Genomic DNA, 21,458 nt, shown 5'->3' with positions numbered 1-21,458 from the left:
CGAACCTCGCAGAGAGCCCCCATGACCATGAACTTCGAACACATTCTGTTTTCCATCGAGGCTGGTGTTGCCCTGCTCAGCCTCAATCGGCCAGACCAGCTCAACAGTTTCAATGCACAGATGCACGGCGAAGTGAAGGAAGCGCTCAAGCAGGTTCGCCAGAACACAGACGTGCGCGTACTGCTGCTGACCGGTGAAGGCCGCGGCTTCTGTGCCGGGCAGGATCTGAGCGACCGCAACGTCGCGCCAGGCAGCGCCGTGCCGGATCTGGGCGAGTCGATCGAGAGGTTCTACAACCCGCTGATCCGCCAACTGCGCGACCTGCCGCTGCCGGTGATCTGTGCGGTCAATGGCGTGGCGGCTGGCGCCGGCGCCAACATTCCCCTGGCCTGCGACCTGGTGATTGCCGCCCGTTCGGCGAGCTTCATCCAGGCCTTCTGCAAGATCGGCCTGATCCCCGATTCCGGCGGCACCTGGACCTTACCGCGCCTGGTGGGCATGGCTCGCGCCAAAGCGCTGGCCCTGCTGGGCAATCGCCTGAGTGCCGAACAGGCCGAGCAATGGGGGCTGATCTACCGCGTGGTAGACGATGGCGAACTGCGCAACGAAGCCCTGACCCTCGCCCGTCATCTGGCCACGCAGCCCACTTATGGGCTGGCGCTGATCAAACGCAGCCTGAATGCGAGCCTGAGCAACACCTTCGACGAGCAACTGGAGCTGGAAAAGGACCTGCAACGCCTGGCCGGGCGTAGCGAGGATTACCGTGAAGGCGTCGGCGCGTTCATGGAAAAACGCACCCCAAGTTTCAAGGGGCGCTGAGTCATGACAGCACTGAACATCAACGCGCAGATCGCCGTGATCGGTGCCGGAGCCATGGGCGCCGGGATTGCCCAGGTCGCGGCACAGGCCGGCCATCCGGTGCTGTTGCTGGACAATCGCCCGGGCGCCGCCGCGCAAGCCATCGCAGGAATTGACCGGCAACTGGGCAAACGTGTCGACAAAGGCAAGCTGTCGGCCCAGGCGCGGGTGGCAACTGTCGCTCGCCTGCAAGCGGTGGACAACATCGAGGCGCTGGCCGATTGCGCGCTGATCATCGAAGCCATCGTCGAGAACCTGGAGGTCAAGCGCGAGCTCTTTCGTCAGCTGGAAAGCCTCTGCGGCGAGCACTGCATCCTGGCCAGCAATACCTCGTCGCTGTCGATCACCAGCATTGCCGCGCAACTCGACCATCCGCAACGCATGCTCGGCCTGCACTTCTTCAATCCCGCGCCGGTGATGGCCCTGGTGGAAATCGTCTCTGGCCTGGCCAGCGATCCGGCGTTGGCCGCGTGCCTGTACGACACCGCAAAGTCCTGGGGCAAAAAACCGGTACACACCCGCTCGACGCCGGGCTTTATCGTCAACCGCGTGGCCCGGCCGTTCTACGCCGAAAACCTGCGTCTGCTGCAGGAAGGCGCAGCAGATGTCCCGACGCTGGACGCCTTGATGCGAGAGGCCGGCGGCTTTGCCATGGGAGCCTTTGAACTGACCGATCTGATTGGGCATGACGTCAACTATGCCGTGACCTGCTCGGTATTCGATGCCTATTACGGCGACACGCGCTTCCTGCCGTCGTTGATCCAGAAAGAGCTGGTGGATGCGGGACGCCTGGGACGCAAGAGCGGCCAGGGGTTCTACTCCTACGCCGAAGGCATCACCCGTGCGCAGCCCACTGAAGTCAACAGCCGCGCCGTCGTTGACACCTGCGTGGTGGAAGGCGATCTGGGCGTCGCCAATGCGCTCCTTGCGCGGCTGCGCGAGCGCGGAGTTGAAGTCATACAGCGCGATGGCCATGGCGTGCTGCGGGTCGGTGACGCGGTGCTCGCCCTGAGCGACGGGCGCATGGCCTGCCAGCGCGCCCGGGAAGATGGCCTGGACAACCTGATTCTGCTCGATCTGGCGTTTGACTATGGCCAGGCCAGCCGGATCGCCATCAGCTGCGGCGCCGACATCGACCCTAACGCAATGCAACAAGGCATCGCCCTGCTGCAACGCGCGGGGTTCAGCGTCAGCCAGCTCAGCGACAGCCCGGCGCTGGCCGTGTTGCGCACCGTCGCCATGCTCGCCAATGAAGCGGCCGATGCCGTGCTGCAAGGCGTGGCTTGCGCCGCCGACGTCGACCTGGCCATGCGTGCCGGGGTCAATTATCCCCAGGGTCCACTGGCCTGGGCCGACACCATCGGCCTGGCGCACGTTCTCAGGGTCCTGGAAAACCTGCAAGCCGGATACGGCGAAGAACGCTATCGCCCCTCGCTGCTCCTGCGGCGTCGGGTTGCCGAAGGGAGAACCTTGCATGACTAACCACGAAGCGATGCACCTGGCCAGCAACTGCGCGCAAACCATGCTCCAGCGCGACGCCGCCAGCCAGGGCATGGGCATGCGCCTGCTGTCGGCCGCACCAGGCTGTGCCCGGGTCGGCATGAGCGTGCGCGCCGACATGATCCAGGGGCACGGCACCTGCCACGGCGGCTACCTGTTCGCCCTGGCCGATTCGGCATTTGCCTTTGCCTGCAACAGCTACAACGACGCCACGGTAGCCATCGGTTGCAGCATCGACTACACCGCCCCGGCGCACCTGGGCGACACGCTGACGGCCGATTGCATCGAGCAGAGCCGTTCCGGTCGCACCGGAAATTACGACGTACGCATTGAAAACCAACAGGGCCAGCTGATCGCGCTGTTCCATGGCAAATCCTACAAAGTGCGCGGCACGGTGCTCGCGCAGGAGAACCCGAATGAATGATGCCTTGATCATCGATGCGGTGCGCACCCCCATCGGCCGCTACGCAGGCGCCCTCAGCAGCGTGCGCGCCGACGACCTCGGCGCCGTGCCGCTGCGTGAACTGCTGCGCCGTCACCCGCAGGTCGACTGGGCAACGGTGGACGACGTGATCTATGGCTGCGCCAACCAGGCCGGCGAAGACAACCGTAACGTCGCGCGCATGTCGGCACTGCTGGCCGGGCTGCCGGTTAGCGTTCCGGGCACCACCCTCAACCGCCTGTGCGGCTCGGGGCTGGATGCGATCGGCACGGCGGCACGGGCGATTCGTTGCGGTGAGGCCGGACTGATGCTGGTGGGTGGCGTCGAATCGATGTCCCGCGCGCCACTGGTGATGGGCAAGGCCGAGCAAGCGTTCTCCCGGGATGCAAACCTCTACGACACCACCATCGGCTGGCGCTTCGTCAATCCGCTGATGGAAAAAACCTTTGGCATCGACTCGATGCCGCAGACTGCCGAAAACGTCGCCGAGCAGTTCAACATCTCCCGCGCGGACCAGGACGCTTTCGCCCTGCGCAGCCAGCAACGGGCAGGCGCAGCGCAGGCCAGCGGACGCCTGGCACGGGAAATCGTCGCCGTGCACATCCCCCAGCGTAAAGGACCGGCGAAAGTCGTCGAACACGACGAGCATCCCCGTGGCGACACCACGCTTGAGCAACTGCAAAAACTCGGCACGCCCTTTCGCGTCGGCGGCAGCATCACCGCCGGTAACGCCTCGGGAGTCAACGACGGTGCCTGCGCCCTGCTGCTGGCAAGCCCCGAAGTCGCCAGGCGCCACGGCTTGAAAGCCCGCGGCCGGGTCGTCGCCATGGCCACTGCCGGCGTCGAGCCGCGCATCATGGGCATCGGCCCCGTACCGGCCACGCGCAAGGTGCTGGAACTGGCCAACCTCAACCTGGCCGACATGGACGTAATCGAACTCAACGAAGCCTTTGCCGCACAAGGCCTGGCCGTGCTGCGCGAGCTCGGCCTGAGCGACAACGACCCGCGGGTCAACCCCAACGGTGGCGCGATCGCCCTCGGCCATCCACTGGGCATGAGCGGCGCGCGACTGGTCACCACCGCCTTGCACGAACTGGAAGAACGTCAAGGTCGCTACGCCCTGTGCACCATGTGCATCGGCGTGGGCCAGGGTATCGCGCTGATCATCGAGCGCCTGTCCGTCTAAAGAACCGCGATTCCCGGGGAGCCGAGAGGTATCCTTGGGGCATGCACTCAAAGCCCTGGCGTGACAGGGTTGAAACACAAAAACAATTCGAGTGAAATCATGAACATGCCAATTGCCAACGCCGTGCTTGACCCACAGCTGGACCCTCTGGAAACCGCCAGCATCGACGAACTCCGTCAGCACCAGCTGGATCGCCTGCGCTGGAGCCTGAACCACGCCTACAACAATGTGCCCCTGTACCGTCAACGCTTCGATGCACTGGGCGTGCACCCGGACGACATCAAGTCCCTCGAAGACCTGGCGAAGTTCCCCTTCACCACCAAGACCGACCTGCGCGACAACTACCCCTACGGCATGTTTGCCGTGCCGATGCACGACATCGTGCGCCTGCACGCATCCAGCGGCACCACCGGCAAACCGACCGTCGTTGGCTACACCCAAGGCGACATTGACACTTGGGCCAATGTGGTGGCCCGCTCGATCCGCGCCGCCGGTGGCCGCCGCGGTGACAAGGTGCATATTTCCTATGGCTACGGCCTGTTCACCGGTGGCCTGGGCGCGCACTACGGGGCCGAGCGCCTGGGGTGCACGGTGATTCCAATGTCCGGTGGCCAGACCGAGAAACAGGTGCAACTGATCAAGGATTTCCAGCCGGACATCATCATGGTCACGCCTTCCTACATGCTCAACATCGCCGACGAGATCGAGCGCCAGGGCATCGACCCGCACAAACTGGCCCTGCGCCTGGGCATCTTCGGCGCAGAACCCTGGACCGGCGAACTGCGCAGCGCCATCGAGAATCGCCTGGGCATCACCGCGCTGGACATCTACGGCCTTTCGGAAATCATGGGGCCGGGTGTCGCCATGGAATGCGCAGAGACCAAGGACGGGCCAACGATCTGGGAAGACCACTTCTATCCGGAGATCATTGACCCGGTCACTGGCGAAGTGTTGCCGGACGGGCAGATGGGCGAGTTGGTGTTTACCTCATTAAGCAAGGAAGCCTTGCCGATGATCCGCTACCGCACCCGCGACCTGACGCGCTTGCTGCCGGGTACCGCGCGACCGATGCGGCGGATCGACAAAATCACCGGGCGCAGCGACGACATGCTGATCATTCGCGGGGTGAACGTGTTCCCGACGCAGATTGAGGAGCAAGTGCTGAAGATCAAACAGCTTTCGGAGTGTTATGAAATTCACCTGTATCGCCATGGCAACCTGGACAGCGTTGACGTGCACGTGGAGCTCAAGGCCGAGCATCAGAGTATGAGTGATGATCAGCAGAAGGCGGTCTGCGCCGAGTTGAGTCGGCATATCAAGACGTATATCGGGATCAGTTCGCGGATTGTTTTGCAGCCTCTGCATTCGATCAAGCGGTCTGAGGGTAAGGCTTGTCATGTGATGGACAAGCGTCCCAAGGGATGACTGCTGCACCTCTTTTGGCCCCGCTTTGGCGGGGTTTTTTTTTGGGTTTTGATTGGGGACATATCCGTTTTTTGGTGATGGCAGCTGCCGGTTCCGCTCTCACAGCGGATTACGTTGAAACGCGCAAAGTAACCCGCCGCAAGAGCGGAACCATAAGCAGCCGCTACCCTGGAAACGGATTTGCACCCCAAAGCGATACAAAAAAATAAACGACACTATATTTTATGTTTGATATTAGTTTCCGTATCGCTTATAAAGTTATCCATGCCATCAAACAGATTCACGGCGGGAGACCCCCATGTACGCACAGCTAGTAGAAACAGGCGTAAAGCGCATAAAAGACCTATCGGAAATGACCGAACAGGAACGCGCCTTCCAGGAAAAAATCGATTCGGAAATAAAGATCGAAGCCAAGAACTGGATGCCTGATGCCTATCGCCAGACCCTGATCCGGCAGATCTCCCAGCACGCGCACTCGGAAATCGTCGGCATGCTGCCCGAAGGCAACTGGGTCACTCGCGCGCCATCGCTCAAACGCAAACTGCAACTGATGGCCAAAATCCAGGATGAAGCCGGTCATGGCCTGTACCTCTACAGCGCCGTGGAAACCCTGGGTGCAGACCGCGATGAAGAAATCGCCAAACTGCACAGCGGCAAGGCCAAGTACTCCAGCATCTTCAATTACCCAACCCTGAACTGGGCCGACATGGGCGCCGTGGGCTGGCTGGTGGATGGCGCCGCGATCGTCAACCAGGTGGTACTGCAGCGCACCTCTTATGGCCCCTACTCCCGGGCCATGGTGCGGATCTGCAAGGAAGAAAGTTTCCACCAGCGCCAGGGCTACGAGATCCTCCTGACCATGATGCGTCACGGCAACCAGGCGCAAAAAGACATGGTCCAGGACGCCATCAACCGCCTGTGGTGGCCGTCATTGATGATGTTCGGCCCCAGCGACGAACACTCGCCCAACAGCGCCCAGTCCATGGCCTGGAAAATCAAGCGCCAGAGCAACGACGAACTGCGCCAGCGCTTCATCGACCAAACCATCCCGCAACTCGAACTGCTGGGCTGCACCTGCCCCGATCCGGACCTGAAGTGGAACGCAGAACGCGGTCACTACGACTTCGGCGATATCCAGTGGAGCGAGTTCTACGAAGTGCTCAAGGGCAACGGTCCGTGCAACCAGGAACGGGTTGCCACCCGGCGCAAGGCCATCGAAGACGGTGCCTGGGTCCGCGAAGCCGCCGTTGCCCACGCCCGGAAAAAACACAACAGGAACGCCGCCTGATTCGGCACGTTTGATCTTGATCCTCGGCGGCTCCATGCCACCAACAGATCGCAGGCTGCGCCAGCTCCCAAAGGAGCCGGTGCCCCATGTAGGAGCTGCCGAAGGCTGCGATCTGTTGATCTTCAGCCGCGCCAGCAAAACCGAACAGATGTGGAGTAACTGAAATGTCCGAATGGACCCTTTTCGAAGTCTTCGTGCGCAGCAAGCACGGCCTCAATCACAAGCATGTCGGCAGCGTGCATGCCGCCGACACCACCATGGCCATCGAGAACGCGCGCGAGTTGTATACCCGCCGCAGCGAAGGCGTGAGCCTGTGGGTAGTGCCTTCGGCGCTGATCACCGCCTCGTCTCCGGATGAAAAAGACCCGCTGTTCGACCCCTCGGACGACAAGGTCTATCGCCACGCCAGCTTCTACGAGTTGCCGGCCGAAGTCGGGCACATGTGAGGTCGACCATGAATTCCAAGACTGATCTGATCGAATACCTGCTGCGCCTGGGCGACAGCGCCCTGATCCAGGGCCAGCGCCTGTGCCAATGGTGCGGCAAGGCGCCCGCGCTGGAAGAAGAGCTGGCGCTGATGAACGTCGGCCTCGACCTCGTCGGCCAGGCCCGCAACTGGCTCGAATACGCCGCCGAACTGCTGGACGACGGTCGCGACGCCGATCACCTGGCGTTCCGCCGCGATGAGCGTGACTATCGCAACCTGCTGCTGGTGGAACAACCCAACGGCGATTATGCAGTGACCATCCTCAAGCAGTTCCTCTACGACGCCTGGCACCTGCAAGTGCTCAGCGGCCTGATCCAGTCCACGGACGAGCGCATTGCCGGGATCGCAGCCAAAGCGGTCAAGGAAGTCACCTATCACCTGCGCCGCTCCGGTGAGTGGGTCGAGCGCCTGGGTGACGGCACCGAGCAGAGCCACCAACGCATGCTCGCGGCGATCCCTGAGGTCTGGCGTTTCACCGTTGAATTGACCAGCGCCGATGACAGTGAACGGCGTCTGTGCGAGGCCGGCATCACCCCAGACACGGCGCAAGTCGCTGCGGCGTGGCAAGCCAAAGTCAGCGAGATTTTCGCCAGCGCCACACTGCCAGTGCCCGCCGCACCGAGCTATTTCTACCTGGATGCACGCAAGGGCCTGCACACCGAACACCTGGGCATTTTACTGGCCGAGATGCAGTTCCTGCCCCGAGCGTACCCCGATGCAACCTGGTGAACTGATCGCCAGCGACCAGGGCGCACGGCCGGCACAACCGACCGACCTGGCCGCCGCGTGGGCAACCCTCGCGCAGGTCATGGACCCGGAAGTGCCGGTGGTCAGCGTGGTCGATCTGGGCATCGTGCGCGATCTCGACTGGCAGGCCGGCCATCTGCACGTGGTGGTCACACCGACCTACTCAGGTTGCCCCGCCACCGAAGTGATCGAGAGCGACATCCGCGATGCGCTGGAACTGGCCGGTTTCAAGGCGCCGCAACTGGAACGCAAATTGACCCCGGCCTGGACCACCGACTGGATCACCGACATTGGCCGCGATCGCTTGCGCGCCTACGGCATTGCACCGCCCGACGGCAGTACCAGCAAACGCAGCCTGCTCGGCGAGAGCCCGGTGATTGTCTGCCCGCAATGTGGCAGCGCGCACACCGAAGTGCTCAGCGAGTTTGGCTCCACTGCGTGCAAGGCGCTGTATCGCTGCGTCGATTGCCGGGAACCGTTCGACTATTTCAAGTGCATCTGAGCGGCGCTCGGCCGTCCCAGCTGGAGAATAAAAATGAGTAAATTTCACAGCCTGACCATCAAGGACGTGCGCACCGAGACCCGTGACGCGGTGTCCATCGCCTTCGAGATTCCACAACACCTGCAGGACAGTTTTCACTTCACCCAGGGCCAGCACCTGGTCATGCGCACTCAGATGGACGGCGAAGAAGTGCGCCGTTCCTACTCGATCTGCACCGGGGTGAATGACGGCGAACTGCGCATCGCGATCAAGCGCGTGGTCGGCGGGCGTTTCTCGGCGTTTGCCAATGAGCACTTGAAAGCCGGGCACAGCCTGGAAGTGATGCCGCCAGCCGGACACTTTCACGTCGAGCTCGACCCGACCCGCCACGGCCACTACCTCGCGGTGGCGGCGGGCAGCGGCATCACGCCGATCCTGTCGATCATCAAGACGACTCTGCAAACCGAACCATACAGCCACGTCACCTTGCTGTACGGCAACCGTTCCAGCTCTGGCGCGCTTTTTCGCGAACAGCTTGAAGACCTGAAAAACCGCTACTTGCAGCGCCTCAACCTGATCTTCGTGTTCAGTCGCGAGCAGCAGGATGTCGACCTGTACAACGGCCGGATCAACGCCGAGAAGTGCGAGCAACTGTTTTCCCGCTGGCTCGACGTCAAGGCCCTCGACGCAGCGTTCATTTGCGGCCCGCAGGAGATGACCGAAACCGTGCGCGACAGCCTCACAGCCAAAGGCATGCCGGCCGAGCGTATTCACTTCGAACTGTTTGCCGCCGCCGGCAGCCCGCAAAAACGCCAAGCCCGCGAGGCCGCTCGGCAGGTTGATGCCGCGGTCAGCCAGATCACCGTCATCAGCGACGGCCGCGCCCTGGCGTTTGACCTGCCGCGCAACACGCAAAGCATCCTTGATGCGGGCAACGCCCAGGGTGCCGAATTGCCTTATTCGTGCAAGGCCGGCGTGTGTTCGACCTGCAAATGCAGGGTGATCGAAGGCGAAGTGGACATGGACAGCAACCACGCCCTGGAAGATTACGAAGTGGCCGCCGGCTATGTGCTGTCGTGCCAGGCGTTTCCGGTGAGCGACAAAGTGGTGCTGGACTTCGACCAGCTCTAACCAACCCCTGCAGGAGCGAGCTTGCCCGCGAAGAACCCGAGAGCAACGCGTTTATTCAGGAAGCACGCGTAATCGTTAACGACCATCGCGAGCAAGCTCGCCCCTACAGGGGGCACCTGTGACTTTGCTTCACCCACAACAAAAACAACAACAGAGAGCGCGCCATGACCCCCACAGACGTAGAACTCATCCGCCAACACCCCGATTTCATCCAGCTGGTCCGCCGTAAACAGAACCTCTACTGGTCACTGTCGCTGATCATGCTGGTGATCTATTTCGGCTTCGTCCTGCTGGTAGCGTTCTCCCCCAGCACCCTCGGCCAATCCTTGAGCGGCGGCGTGACCAGCGTGGGCATGCTGGTGGGTGTGGTGATCGTGTTACTGGCATTCGCACTGACCGGTTTCTACGTCTATCGCGCCAACAACGTGATCGATCCACTGAACGAAAAGCTGAAACAGGAGTGCGCCCGATGAGCCGCCTTTGCGGGTTACTGCTGCTTCCCCTGGCCTTTGTCGCGGACTTTGCCGCCGCGGCCGACGGCGCCTCCCGCCCACTGAACTGGAACGCCATCGGCATGTTCCTGGTGTTCGTCCTGTTCACCCTCGGCGTTACCCGCTGGGCCGCGTTGCGCACCCGGTCCGCCAGTGATTTCTACACGGCCGGCGGTGGCATGACCGGTTTCCAGAACGGCCTGGCGATTGCCGGCGACATGATCTCCGCAGCATCCTTCCTCGGCATCTCGGCGATGATGTTCCTCAACGGGTATGACGGTCTTCTGTACGCGCTGGGCGTGTTGGCCGGCTGGCCAATTATTCTGTTCCTGATTGCCGAACGCCTGCGCAACCTGGGCAAATACACTTTCGCCGACGTGGTCTCCTACCGACTGGAACAAACCCCTGTGCGCCTGACCTCGGCCTTCGGCACCCTGACCGTTGCGCTGATGTACCTGGTGGCGCAGATGGTCGGTGCCGGCAAGCTGATCGAGTTGCTGTTCGGCATCGATTACCTGTACGCGGTGATGCTGGTCGGCGTGTTGATGGTGTTCTACGTGACCTTCGGCGGCATGCTCGCCACCACCTGGGTACAGATCATCAAAGCGGTGATGCTGTTGTTCGGCACCACCTTCATGGCCTTCATGGTGCTCAAGCATTTCGGTTTCAGCACCGAAGCGATGTTCGCTGGCGCCACCGCCGTGCACGCCAAGGGCAACGCCATCATGGCCCCTGGCGGTTTGCTGTCGAACCCGATCGATGCGATATCGCTGGGGCTGGGCATGATGTTCGGCACGGCTGGCCTGCCGCATATCCTGATGCGCTTCTTCACCGTCAGCGATGCCAAGGAAGCGCGTAAAAGCGTGTTCTACGCCACCGGTTTCATCGGCTATTTCTATCTGCTGCTGATCATTGTCGGCTTCGGCGCGATTGTCATGGTCGGCACCGACCCGGCGTTCCGCGATGCCAGCGGCGCGATCATCGGCGGCGGCAACATGATCGCCGTGCACCTGGCGCAAGCTGTGGGCGGCAATCTGTTCCTCGGCTTCATCTCGGCCGTCGCCTTTGCCACCATCCTGGCCGTCGTCGCCGGTTTGGCGCTGTCCGGCGCCTCGGCGGTGTCCCACGACCTGTATGCCTGCGTGATGCGCAAGGGCCAGGCCACCGAGCAGCAGGAGATCCGCGTGTCGCGAATCGCCACGCTGTGCATCGGCGTGCTGGCGATCATCCTCGGCCTGTTGTTCGAATCGCAGAATATCGCCTTCCTCTCCGGCCTGGTGCTGGCCATCGCGGCTTCGGTGAATTTCCCGGTGCTGTTCCTCTCGATGTACTGGAAGGGCCTGACCACTCGCGGCGCAGTGACCGGTAGCCTGGCGGGCCTGATCTCGGCGATTGTCCTGTTGGTGCTGAGCCCGGCGGTGTGGGTCAACGTGCTGCATTACGAAAAGGCGCTGTTCCCTTATTCCAACCCGGCACTGTTCTCCATGAGCCTGGCTTTTTTAAGTGCCTGGGTGTTTTCCGTCACCGACAGCTCGCCCCGTGCCGCTCTTGAGCGTGGCCGTTATCTGGCGCAGTTCATCCGTTCGATGACCGGCATCGGTGCCTCCGGCGCCAGCAAGCACTAACCAACGACGATCCGATGGCAGGGAATAAAAATAATGAAGCCCGCACGCACCGCACCTTACGAATCACTGTTTTCGTTAGCCGCCGCATTAAGTCTGCCACTGCTCGCACCCTGCGCCATGGCCGACTTCATCGACGACAGCAAGGCCCGTATTGAAATGCGCAACCACTATATCAATCGCGATTTCCGTCAGGACAACGCGCCGCAGTCCAAGGCCGAGGAATGGGCCCAGGGCTTTACGGCGCGCGTCGAGTCGGGATTCACCGACGGCACATTCGGCTTCGGCCTCGACGCACTCGCGGAGCTTGGGCTGAAACTCGATTCCAGCGCTGATCGCCGGGGCACCGGGCTGTTGCCCTTCGGCCCGAACAGCCATGAACCGGCTGATGAGTTCAGCGAACTGGGGCTGACCGCAAAGCTGCGCGTGTCCAAAAGCGTTTTGAAGCTGGGCACTCTGCAGCCCATGCTGCCGGTGGTGACCTACAACGACACCCGGCTGTTGGGGTCGACCTTCGAGGGTGGCTTGCTGAGCAGCCAGGAGATCAGCGACCTGACGCTTAACGCCGGGCGCCTGACCCGGGCCAACCTGCGAGATTCCTCAAGCAATGATGATATCGGCTACGGTGCCGCCAGCAGTGATCACTTCGATTTTGCCGGCGGCACCTACGCCTTCAGCCCCCAACTGAACCTGAGCTACTACTACGGCAAGCTCGAGCAGATTTACCGCCAGCAGTTCGTCGGGCTGGTGCATACCCAGCCGCTGGGCAACGGTTTTAACCTGCGCAGCGACATTCGCTATTTCGACAGCCGGGGTGATGGCGCCGAGCGTGCCGGGCGCATCGACAACCGCAACTTCAACAGCATGTTCACCGTGGCCCATGGTGCCCACAAGGTCAGTGCAAGCTACCAGCAACTGTCCGGTGACAGCGCCTTCGCGTTCCTCAATGGCGGCGACCCCTACGTGGTCAACCTGGTGACTTACAACACCTACACCCGCGCCGACGAGGACTCCTGGCAGCTGCGCTACGACTACGACTTCGCCGCGCAAGGCATTCCCGGCCTGACGTTCATGACCCGTTATACCGACGGCAACCACGTCAAGGCCGGCAGCGTCGACAACGGTCGCGAGCGCGAACGCGATACCGACCTCAGTTACGTGATCCAGAGTGGCGTGTTCAAGAACGTCAGCCTGCGCTGGCGCAACGTCACCTTCCGCTCCGGCAATGGCTTGACCACCGACCTCGACGAAAACCGGCTGATCGTCGGTTACACCCTGACACTTTGGTAATCCCTCAATGGCACGGTCTCGGTCGCGCCCACACTTTTCACAACCTGGAGGAATCGTGATGCCTCACGCCCCTACCCTGCAAAGTTTCATCGCCGGTCGCTGGATCGGCCAACACGGTGCCCAGGTGCTGCGCAGCGCCATCGATGGCCATGAAATTGCCCGCACTCATGAGGAACGCCCGGACTTCGCCGAAGCCATTGAGCACGGTCGCCGCCAGGGCGTCAGCGGGTTGCTGGCGCTGGATTTCCAGCAGCGCGCCCAGCGGTTGAAGGCCCTGGCCTTGTACCTCAGCGAGCGCAAGGAACAGCTCTATGCCATCTCCCATCACAGCGGCGCCACCCGCGCCGACAGCTGGATCGATATCGAAGGTGGCAACAGCACGCTGTTCACCTACGCCAGCCTCGGCTCCCGGGAGTTACCGTCGGGCAACATCGTCCACGAAGGCCCGGCGCTGCAACTGAGCAAGCTGGGCAGCTTCGCCGGCACGCACATCCTGGTCCCGCGCGGCGGCCTGGCAGTACACATCAATGCGTTCAACTTCCCGATCTGGGGCATGCTGGAAAAGTTCGCCCCAAGCTTCCTGGCCGGCATGCCGTGCATCGTCAAACCAGCCAGCGCCACCAGCTACCTGACCGAAGCCGTGGTGCGCCTGATGGACGAGTCCGGCTTGCTCCCGGCCGGCAGCCTGCAACTGGTCATTGGCGGCACCGGTGACCTGCTCGACCGCCTGCAGGGCCAGGACGTGGTGACCTTCACCGGGTCGGCCGACACCGCCGCGAAGCTACGGGTCAATCCGAACCTGATCCGCAACTCGGTGCCGTTCAATGCCGAGGCCGACTCGCTGAACTGCGCGATTCTGGCCCCTGATGTCACGCCGGATGATGAAGAGTTCGAACTGTTCATCAAGGAAGTCGCCCGGGAGATGACCACCAAGGCCGGGCAGAAATGCACCGCCATTCGCCGGGCGATCGTGCCGGCCACACACATCGATGCCGTGGCTACCCGCCTGAGCGAGCGCCTGCGCAAAGTCGTGGTCGGCGACCCGTCGGTGGAAGGTGTGCGCATGGGTGCGCTGGCTTCCCACGATCAGCACAAAGACGTCACCGAGCGTCTGGAAAGCCTGCTGCAAAGCAGTGACCTGCTGTTCGGGGCCAGTGATGGGTTTGAACCGCGCGGGCAAAACGTCAGCCAGGGTGCGTTTTTCGCTCCGACCCTGCTGCGATCCCGTGATCCTCATGCAGAAGGTGGCGCTCACGATATAGAAGCCTTCGGCCCGGTCAGCACCCTGATGGCCTACGACGACCTGGACGAAGCCCTGGTGCTGGCGGCTCGCGGCAAGGGCAGCCTGGTCGCCAGCCTGATCACCAAGGACCCGAAAATTGCCGCCAAGGCTATTCCCGTGGCAGCGGCCTGGCATGGTCGCCTGCTGGTGCTGGACCGCGAATCCGCGGCTGAATCCACCGGCCACGGCTCGCCGCTGCCGCAACTCAAGCACGGTGGTCCGGGCCGGGCTGGCGGCGGTGAAGAACTGGGTGGCCTGCGTGCCGTGAAGCACTACCTGCAACGCGCCGCCGTACAGGGTTCGCCGACCATGCTGGCGGCCGTTACCGGTGAGCACGTGCGAGGCGCCAAGGTGATCGAAACTGAAGTGCATCCGTTCCGCCGGTTCTTCCAGGACCTGCAGATCGGCGAGTCGCTGCTGACTCATCGTCGCACTGTGACCGAAGCAGACCTGGTGAACTTCGGATGCCTGTCCGGCGATCACTTCTACATGCACTTCGACGACATCGCGGCCAAGGAGTCGCAATTCGGCAAACGTATTGCCCACGGTTACTTCGTGCTGTCGGCAGCGGCCGGCCTGTTCGTCTCCCCAGCACCGGGGCCGGTGCTGGCCAACTACGGGCTGGACACCTTGCGCTTTATCACCCCGGTGGGAATCGGTGACACGATCCAGGCGCGCCTGACCTGCAAACGCAAGATCGATCAGGGCAAGAAGAGCCCGCAGGGTATCCCGCAGGGGGTGGTGGCCTGGGATGTGGAAGTGACCAACCAGCTGGGTGAGCTGGTGGCCAGCTATGACATTCTGACCTTGGTGGTTAAGCGCGAGGAGTGACGCAAAAGATCAAAAGATCGTAGCTTTCGGCAACTTCTACAGGGCGAACGCATTTCCATGCAGGAGCTGCCGAAGGCTGCGATCTCTTGAATTTCAATGCTGGCGCAGCCAATCGATAAACAACGCAAACAACTCCGACTGCGACCCCACTTCCAGCTTCAAGTACAGATTCTTGCGATGCATGAGCACTGTCTCCGGCGATATGCCAAGTTCGCTCGCCGTGGACTTCACCGAGTGCCCCCTGAGCACCATGTGCGCCACTTCGCGCTCGCGTTCGGTCAGCACGTTGCCGCCGAAATGCTCGAAGGCCCACTGCACGCGTTGCTTGAGATTGTCTCCTGCTGCAGCATCCTGCGGCCTCTGGACGGCCGTGATGAGCTGCATGCCACGCTGGCTGAACTCACTGATGAACTCACACACCAGCGGTTCGACCGCGCGCAGCAAATTCAACTGCTCACCCCGCAGGCATTCGCCACCGAAACCCTGGAACAGGCTCACAGAAATCTTCGTGTCATTGCCGGTATCGACAATGTAATAACTGTCTTCCGAGCACCCCGCCTTCAGGTAATAGGTGCGGTAATACTCACTGTCGAAAAAGTCATCCGGCGCGATTTCCTCCAAGTGGTAAAAGCCCTGCGCCAGGCCTTGCTCCACTGCCAGGCAGAAAGGATCTAGCAAATACCCGCCGGAGAAATAGCGATCGAGAATCGACACCTGGTACTGCTGGGCGATGCCGCGCTGATACAACAGCTGAGGTGGCCGATCGCGGTGCTCCAGGCTGATCATCACCGACTCGATACCCACCAGATGCTCCAGGGCCGACGCCAGGTCAGCCAGTGCATCAGGTGCGTCCACATGCGCAAACGCCTCGCGCATTTGCCCGTGCCATTTGTGCAGGGCCCCGAAGGGCAATGCGATCAGCGTATCGTCGTCTGGTTTGCTCATGCCCCGCAGTCTAGCGGGTGAGCGGGTTCCTGGTAACAGCCTGTTCGACGCAATCATTGGCCCTGGTACTGCCCGCTCGCCTGGAGCTCGGCCGCCACCTCAAGAATACACTCGCGCAGGGTCTCGACGATTTCATCGACCTGGGCGCAGGTCAGGATCAACGGCGGCGACATGACATTGAGGTGCATGATCGGGCGTACCAGCAAGCCCTTCGACTGCGCCCGGGAATGAATCCTCTCGCCAATGTTGATCTCGTCGGCAAACAACGCCTTGCTGCGCTTGTCAGCCACGAACTCGACGCAGGCCATGAACTTCTGGCAGCGCACATCTCCAACCAGCGGCAGGGCGCCGAGGGTCGCCAGGCGTTCTTCCAGATACGTGCCGACTGCATCGACGTGCTCCAAAAGCTGTTCGCGCTCGATGATTTCGATGTTCTTCAACGCTGCGGTACAGCACACCGGATGCCCGCTGTAAGTGAAACCGTGACTGAAGCAACGGCCCTTGCCCGGCTCGGCGATAACCTTCCAGATGCGCTCGGAAAAAATGCAGGCGCCCAGCGGCAGGTAAGCCGACGTCAGGCCCTTGGCGGTGGTGATGATGTCTGGTTGCACGTCGAACAGATCCCACGAGGCGAAAAACTTGCCCAGCCGTCCGAACGAGGTCACCACTTCGTCGGCGACGAACAGGATGTCGTAGCGTTGGCAGACTTCCCACATACGCTTGAGGTAGCCCTTGGGCGGAATGATCACCCCGCCCGAGCCCATGATGGGCTCGGCAAAAAAACCCGCCACCTGGTCGGCGCCGATGGCGAGGATCTTGTCTTCGAACTCCTTGACCAGGAACTCTAGGAACTGTGCTTCGTCCATGCCGTCCGGTGCGCGATACGGATTGGGGTTGGACACGTGGTGAATACGCTCGTGGGCGTAGTCGAATTCCGGGACGCGGTCGGCGGCCTTGTTACCGATCGACATGGTCAGGGTGGTCGAGCCGTGATACGCGTTGTAGCGAGCAATGATGTGCTTTTTTTCCGGTTTGCCACGGCAGTTCTGGTAGTACTGGATCAGCCGGTAGGCGGTGTCCACGGCGGTCGAGCCGCCCGTGGTCAGGAACACGTGGTCGAGATCGCCCGGGGCCAGGCTGGCGAGTTTCTCGCAGAGCTGGATAGCCACGTTGTTGGACATGTCGCAGAACGGGTTTGAATAGGCCAGCTGGCGCACCTGGTCGGCTATCGCCAGGGCCATTTCTTCGCGTCCCAGGCCAATGTTAGTGCACCACATGCCGCCCACGGCATCGAGAAAACGGTTGCCCTGGGTGTCGTAGATATAAGCGCCATCTCCAGCGACGATGTTCAGCGAGCCCTGCTCGGCGTGTTCGTCGAACATGTGATAACCGTGCATGTAGTGGGCTTTATCGGCCTTGACCAGCCGGGACTCTTCAGCAGCGGAAAAAATGTGTTGAGTTGGGGTAGCCATAGGAAAAACCTCGAACCGAATAGTTGAACGCTCAAATCCCGCTTTTCACCGTGCTCCAGACTCGCGTCATCGCGCGCATGTCCTTGGCGTCCTGAGTCTTCTGTGGAAACAGCCGCGCGCGGGTCTCGTCATCGGGATAAATCGCCAGGTTGTTGCGCACTTCGGCGTTCACCAGGGGCGTGGCAGCCGCGTTGCTGTTGGCGTAGTGGATGTAATCGGTGACATCGGCCATCACCTGAGGCTGCATCAGGTAGTCGAGGAACTTGTGCGCATTGGCGACGTGCGGCGCATCGGCCGGGATGTACAGGTTGTCGAACCAGATCAGCGAACCTTCCCTGGGGATGAAGTACGCCAGGTTGATCTTCAGCTTGGCCTCCTCGGCGCGCGCCATGGCCGTGGCGTAGTCGCCGGACCAGGTCATGGCCATGCACACATCGCCATTGGGCAGGCTGGTCAGGTAGTTGACAGAGTCGAACTTGCGAATGAAGGGGCGCACTGACAACAGCAGTTCCTGCGCGGCCTTCAGGTCCGCCGGCGCGGCACTGCGCGGGTCGCGGCCGAGGTACTTCAGGGCCAGGGGAATCACTTCGGTCGGGGCATCCACCAAGGTCACGCCGCAGTCGGCGAAGCGCGAGACAATCTTGGGATCGAAGATCATTGCCAGCGAGCCGATCGGCGCATCCGGCATGCGCTCCCTGATCTTGTCGACGTTGTAGGTGATGCCGTTGCTGCCCCAGGTGTAGGGCGCGGAATACTGCGTGCCGGCGTCGAATCCCTGCAGGTCCTGCAGCACCTTGGGGTCAAGGTTGTTCCAGCCCGGCAATAATTTCTTGTCCAGCGGCTGGAATACTTTCGCCTGGATCAGGGGCGGCGCGAGGGACGCGTTGAGCACCACCAGGTCATAGCCGGAGTGTCCGGTGAGCAGCTTTGCCTGGACCGTTTCGTAGGCATCGAAGGTGTCGTAGATGACCTTGATGCCGCTGGCTTTTTCAAAGTCGGAAAGGGTTTTCTCGCCAATGTAATCCGCCCAGTTGTACAACCGCAGCGTTTTCGCACCGTCGACTTCGGCGGCGTGCACATTGAGTGACAAAGGAACCAGGATCACACTGAACATCAACTTGAAAGCCTTGCGCATGGCAAATTCACCTTCTCAAGCGTTCTAAATGAGCGGATGCAGCCACTATCGAGCGATCAGGGCGGCGGCACCATACCCCGAATGGGTGTGTCGCCAATCTCACGGCCTTGCAACATGGCAAAAAGAAGCAGGTGCGTTGACCCGTTTTGTCATAGATCCGGTGCAGGTCCCACGCTTAGAGTGGCCGATGCATCGAACCACAGAGTCGCTTATGAACGATCTGATCAAACAGGACCGCGACGCCGGCGTACTGACGCTTACGTTTGACCGTCCCGACAAGCTCAACGCGCTGAACAACGCCATGTACACGCAGCTCGCCGACCTGTTGCAGGCCGCAGACGAGGACCCGGCCATCGGCGTGGTCATCATCACCGGTGGCGACAGCTGTTTCACCAGCGGCAATGACCTGGTGGATTTCCTGCAGTACCCGCCCACTCACCTGGACAGCCCGGCATTTCGCCTGATGGGGGTGGTGACCCAGTTGCAAACGCCGTTGATCGCGGCGGTATGTGGCGCGGCCATTGGCATTGGCACGACCTTGCTGCTGCACTGCGATCAGGTGGTGGTCAGCCGTAATGCCAAGTTGCGCATGCCGTTCGTGAACATCGGCCTGTGCCCGGAATTCGGCGCCACCCTGCTGTTGCCGCGGTTGCTTGGCCACGCCCGCGCCGCTCGTTTGCTGCTGCTGGGAGAAATCCTGGGCGGCGCCGACGCGGTGCAGTGGGGCCTGGCCAACGAACTGTGCGAGGACGGCCCGCAATGCCTGACCGCCGCGCGGCAACTGGCCCAACGTCTGCTGGCATTGCCGCAAGGTGCATTGCGCCAGTCCCGGCAATTGCTCAAGCAGGCCTCGCTGGCGGAACTGCAAGCGACGATCCGCCAGGAAAACCTTCTGTTTATCGAACGCCTGAACACCCAGGAAGCGCAAACAGCGCTGAGCGCCCTGCTCAATCGCAGCACTGAAAAGAATCCGTCGAAAGGAACACCCCCATGAACACTCCAGAAGTTTTTGTCGTCAGCGCCGCCCGCACCGCCATTGGTACTTTTGGCGGTTCGCTCAAGGACGTGCCACCGGCCGATCTGGCGACCACTGCGGTCAAGGCCGCCCTGCAACGCTCCGGCGTCGATCCGGCGCAGGTCGGCCATCTGGTGATGGGTAACGTGATCCCCACCGAAACCCGCGACGCCTACATTTCCCGTGTAGCGGCAATGAACGCCGGCATCCCCAAGGAGACGCCCGCCTACAACGTCAATCGCCTGTGCGGCTCTGGTTTGCAAGCCATTATTAGCGCGGCCCAGACGCTGCTGCTCGGCGATGCCGAAATCGCCATCGGCGCCGGTGCCGAGTCCATGAGCCGCGGGCCATACCTGCTGCCGTCAGCGCGCTGGGGTGCGCGTATGGGCAACGTGCAGGCCGTCGACTACATGCTGGGTATCCTGCATGACCCATTCCACGGCATCCATATGGGCATCACCGCCGAGAACGTCGCGGCGCGCAACGGCATTACCCGCGAAATGCAGGACGCCCTCGCCCTGGAGGATCAAAAGCGCGCAGCCTTTGCCATTGCCAACGGGTATTTCAACGAACAGATCGCGACAGTAGAAATCCAGGGGCGCAAGGAAACCATTCTGTTCAACGTCGACGAACATCCTCGGGCGACCACCCTGGAACAGCTGGCGCAGATGAAGCCGGCGTTCAAGAAGGACGGTTCGGTAACGGCGGGCAACGCTTCGGGGTTGAACGATGGCGCTGCGGCATTGGTGATGGCCACCGGGGACGCGGTGCAGCGCAACAGCCTGCGCCCGCTGGCGCGCCTGGTCAGCTATGCCCATGCGGGTGTCGAGCCCGAACTCATGGGCCTGGGCCCCATCCCCGCAACGCGCCTGGCGCTAAAGCGTGCGGGGCTCTCAGTGCAGGATATGGATGTGGTCGAGGCCAACATCGCCTTCGCCGCCCAGGCTTGCGCAGTCAGCCAGGAGCTCGGCCTTGATCCGGCCAAGGTCAATCCAAATGGCTCGGGCATTGCGCTGGGGCACCCTGTAGGCGCGACGGGGGCAATTATTGCGACCAAGGCCATCCATGAGCTGCACCGCATCAACGGCCGGTATGCGCTGGTGACGATGTGCATTGGCGGCGGCCAGGGCATTGCAGCGATATTTGAGCGGGTCTAAGCACCTCTGCACGGCTCCCACACTGCGCCCTAGCCGGGCGAATATCCAATGTGGGAGCCACTGTCTTCCCCAGTCACCTCAATGTTGAATGTGCAGACGCCATCGTGGGCAAGCCCGGCTCCCACAGTGATCTGCGCCTAACACAAATGCTGCGTCCACCACCAATACCCTGTGGGAGCGAGCCTGCTCGCGATGGCAATCTCCCTGCCACATCAATGTCGAATCCGCAGACGCCATCGCGGGCAAGCCCGGCTCCCACAGTGATCTGCGCCTAACACAAATGCTGCGTCCACCACCAATACCCTGTGGGAGCGAGCCTGCTCGCGATGGCAATCTCCCTGCCACATCAATGTCGAATCCGCAGACGCCATCGCGGGCAAGCCCGGCTCCCACAGTGATCTGCGCCGAACACAAATGCTGCTTCCACCATCAATACCCTGTGGGAGGGAGGCTGCTCGCGATGACAATCTCCCTGCCACATCAATGTCGAATCCGCAGACGCCATCGCGGGCAAGCCCGGCTCCCACAGTGATGTGCGCCGAACACAAATGCTGCTTCCACCAGCAATACCCTGAGGGAGGGAGGCTGCTCGCGATGACAATCTCCCTGCCACATCACTGTCGAATCCGCAGACGCCATCGCGGGCAAGCGCGGCTCCCACAGTGATCTGCGC

19 protein-coding genes are annotated in these 21,458 nt (G+C 61.8%); 16 read left to right on the top strand and 3 right to left on the bottom strand.

The features are described 5' to 3' along the window. Positions 1-27 precede the first annotated feature (27 nt). The 14 genes from paaG (at position 28) to paaZ (ending at position 15,061) form a co-directional block, all read left to right on the top strand. The gene (paaG, locus tag HYI44_RS26440; protein WP_122838722.1) at positions 28-819 is read left to right on the top strand and encodes a 2-(1,2-epoxy-1,2-dihydrophenyl)acetyl-CoA isomerase PaaG; all 792 of its coding nucleotides are present in this window, start codon (positions 28-30) and stop codon (positions 817-819) included. A 3-nt stretch (positions 820-822) separates the two neighbouring features. Continuing rightward, entirely contained in the window at positions 823-2,340 is a 1,518-nt protein-coding gene (gene paaH, locus HYI44_RS26435; protein WP_225570917.1) for a 3-hydroxyacyl-CoA dehydrogenase PaaH, read from the top strand. Then, entirely contained in the window at positions 2,333-2,782 is a 450-nt protein-coding gene (paaI, locus tag HYI44_RS26430) for a hydroxyphenylacetyl-CoA thioesterase PaaI (protein ID WP_225570916.1), read from the top strand. The genes paaH and paaI overlap by 8 nt, the downstream gene beginning before the upstream one ends. Then, positions 2,775-3,986, top strand: a complete 1,212-nt coding sequence (gene pcaF, locus HYI44_RS26425) for a 3-oxoadipyl-CoA thiolase (protein ID WP_225570915.1) — start codon at positions 2,775-2,777, stop codon at positions 3,984-3,986. The genes paaI and pcaF overlap by 8 nt, the downstream gene beginning before the upstream one ends. Positions 3,987-4,085: 99 nt before the next feature. Beyond that, complete coding sequence (gene paaK / locus HYI44_RS26420) at positions 4,086-5,411, top strand: phenylacetate--CoA ligase PaaK (RefSeq protein ID WP_225570914.1); 1,326 nt, start codon at positions 4,086-4,088, stop codon at positions 5,409-5,411. A 298-nt stretch (positions 5,412-5,709) separates the two neighbouring features. After that, a complete protein-coding gene (paaA, locus tag HYI44_RS26415) occupies positions 5,710-6,699 on the top strand; it encodes a 1,2-phenylacetyl-CoA epoxidase subunit PaaA (protein ID WP_225570913.1) in 990 nt (329 codons plus the stop codon). Positions 6,700-6,863: 164 nt separating this feature from the next. Beyond that, the gene (paaB, locus tag HYI44_RS26410) at positions 6,864-7,145 is read left to right on the top strand and encodes a 1,2-phenylacetyl-CoA epoxidase subunit PaaB (RefSeq protein ID WP_007943393.1); all 282 of its coding nucleotides are present in this window, start codon (positions 6,864-6,866) and stop codon (positions 7,143-7,145) included. Positions 7,146-7,153: 8 nt separating this feature from the next. Next, a complete protein-coding gene (gene paaC / locus HYI44_RS26405) occupies positions 7,154-7,915 on the top strand; it encodes a 1,2-phenylacetyl-CoA epoxidase subunit PaaC (RefSeq protein ID WP_225570912.1) in 762 nt (253 codons plus the stop codon). Continuing rightward, positions 7,902-8,435 (top strand): 1,2-phenylacetyl-CoA epoxidase subunit PaaD, encoded by a 534-nt coding sequence (gene paaD, locus HYI44_RS26400; protein WP_122838704.1) that lies wholly within the window; start codon positions 7,902-7,904, stop codon positions 8,433-8,435. Before paaC ends, paaD begins: the two co-directional genes overlap by 14 nt. Positions 8,436-8,468: 33 nt before the next feature. Then, the gene (gene paaE, locus HYI44_RS26395) at positions 8,469-9,545 is read left to right on the top strand and encodes a 1,2-phenylacetyl-CoA epoxidase subunit PaaE (RefSeq protein WP_122838703.1); all 1,077 of its coding nucleotides are present in this window, start codon (positions 8,469-8,471) and stop codon (positions 9,543-9,545) included. A gap of 164 nt (positions 9,546-9,709) precedes the next feature. Continuing rightward, entirely contained in the window at positions 9,710-10,018 is a 309-nt protein-coding gene (locus tag HYI44_RS26390; RefSeq protein WP_122838702.1) for a DUF485 domain-containing protein, read from the top strand. Beyond that, on the top strand, positions 10,015-11,661 hold the full coding sequence (locus HYI44_RS26385; RefSeq protein ID WP_205895987.1) for a cation acetate symporter: 1,647 nt from the start codon (positions 10,015-10,017) through the stop codon (positions 11,659-11,661). Before HYI44_RS26390 ends, HYI44_RS26385 begins: the two co-directional genes overlap by 4 nt. A 33-nt stretch (positions 11,662-11,694) precedes the next feature. After that, positions 11,695-12,948, top strand: coding sequence for an OprD family porin (locus HYI44_RS26380; RefSeq protein ID WP_122838701.1), 1,254 nt, complete (start codon positions 11,695-11,697; stop codon positions 12,946-12,948). 58 nt (positions 12,949-13,006) lie between these two features. Further along, complete coding sequence (gene paaZ, locus HYI44_RS26375; RefSeq protein ID WP_225570911.1) at positions 13,007-15,061, top strand: phenylacetic acid degradation bifunctional protein PaaZ; 2,055 nt, start codon at positions 13,007-13,009, stop codon at positions 15,059-15,061. Positions 15,062-15,154: 93 nt separating this feature from the next. Here paaZ and HYI44_RS26370 read toward each other — a convergent pair whose 3' ends face one another. The 3 genes from HYI44_RS26370 to HYI44_RS26360 are packed head-to-tail and all read right to left on the bottom strand — an operon-like array spanning position 15,155 to position 18,613. Beyond that, positions 15,155-16,063, bottom strand: coding sequence for a helix-turn-helix domain-containing protein (locus HYI44_RS26370; protein WP_225570910.1), 909 nt, complete (start codon positions 16,061-16,063; stop codon positions 15,155-15,157). Next, the gene (locus tag HYI44_RS26365; protein WP_225570909.1) at positions 16,060-17,478 is read right to left on the bottom strand and encodes an aminotransferase; all 1,419 of its coding nucleotides are present in this window, start codon (positions 17,476-17,478) and stop codon (positions 16,060-16,062) included. The genes HYI44_RS26370 and HYI44_RS26365 overlap by 4 nt, the downstream gene beginning before the upstream one ends. Before the next feature lie 31 nt (positions 17,479-17,509). Beyond that, positions 17,510-18,613: a polyamine ABC transporter substrate-binding protein gene (locus tag HYI44_RS26360; RefSeq protein WP_045062637.1), complete on the bottom strand. Its 1,104-nt coding sequence runs from the start codon at positions 18,611-18,613 to the stop codon at positions 17,510-17,512. Positions 18,614-18,824: 211 nt separating this feature from the next. Between HYI44_RS26360 and HYI44_RS26355 the strand changes: the two genes are divergently transcribed. Continuing rightward, on the top strand, positions 18,825-19,607 hold the full coding sequence (locus HYI44_RS26355; RefSeq protein WP_122838697.1) for an enoyl-CoA hydratase: 783 nt from the start codon (positions 18,825-18,827) through the stop codon (positions 19,605-19,607). After that, entirely contained in the window at positions 19,604-20,785 is a 1,182-nt protein-coding gene (locus HYI44_RS26350; RefSeq protein WP_045062634.1) for an acetyl-CoA C-acyltransferase family protein, read from the top strand. Before HYI44_RS26355 ends, HYI44_RS26350 begins: the two co-directional genes overlap by 4 nt. Positions 20,786-21,458: the final 673 nt, after the last annotated feature.

Source organism: Pseudomonas sp. Y24-6 (assembly GCF_020295325.1).
Classification (GTDB): domain Bacteria; phylum Pseudomonadota; class Gammaproteobacteria; order Pseudomonadales; family Pseudomonadaceae; genus Aquipseudomonas; species Aquipseudomonas gregormendelii.
This window is presented reverse-complemented; position numbering and strand designations above follow the sequence as displayed.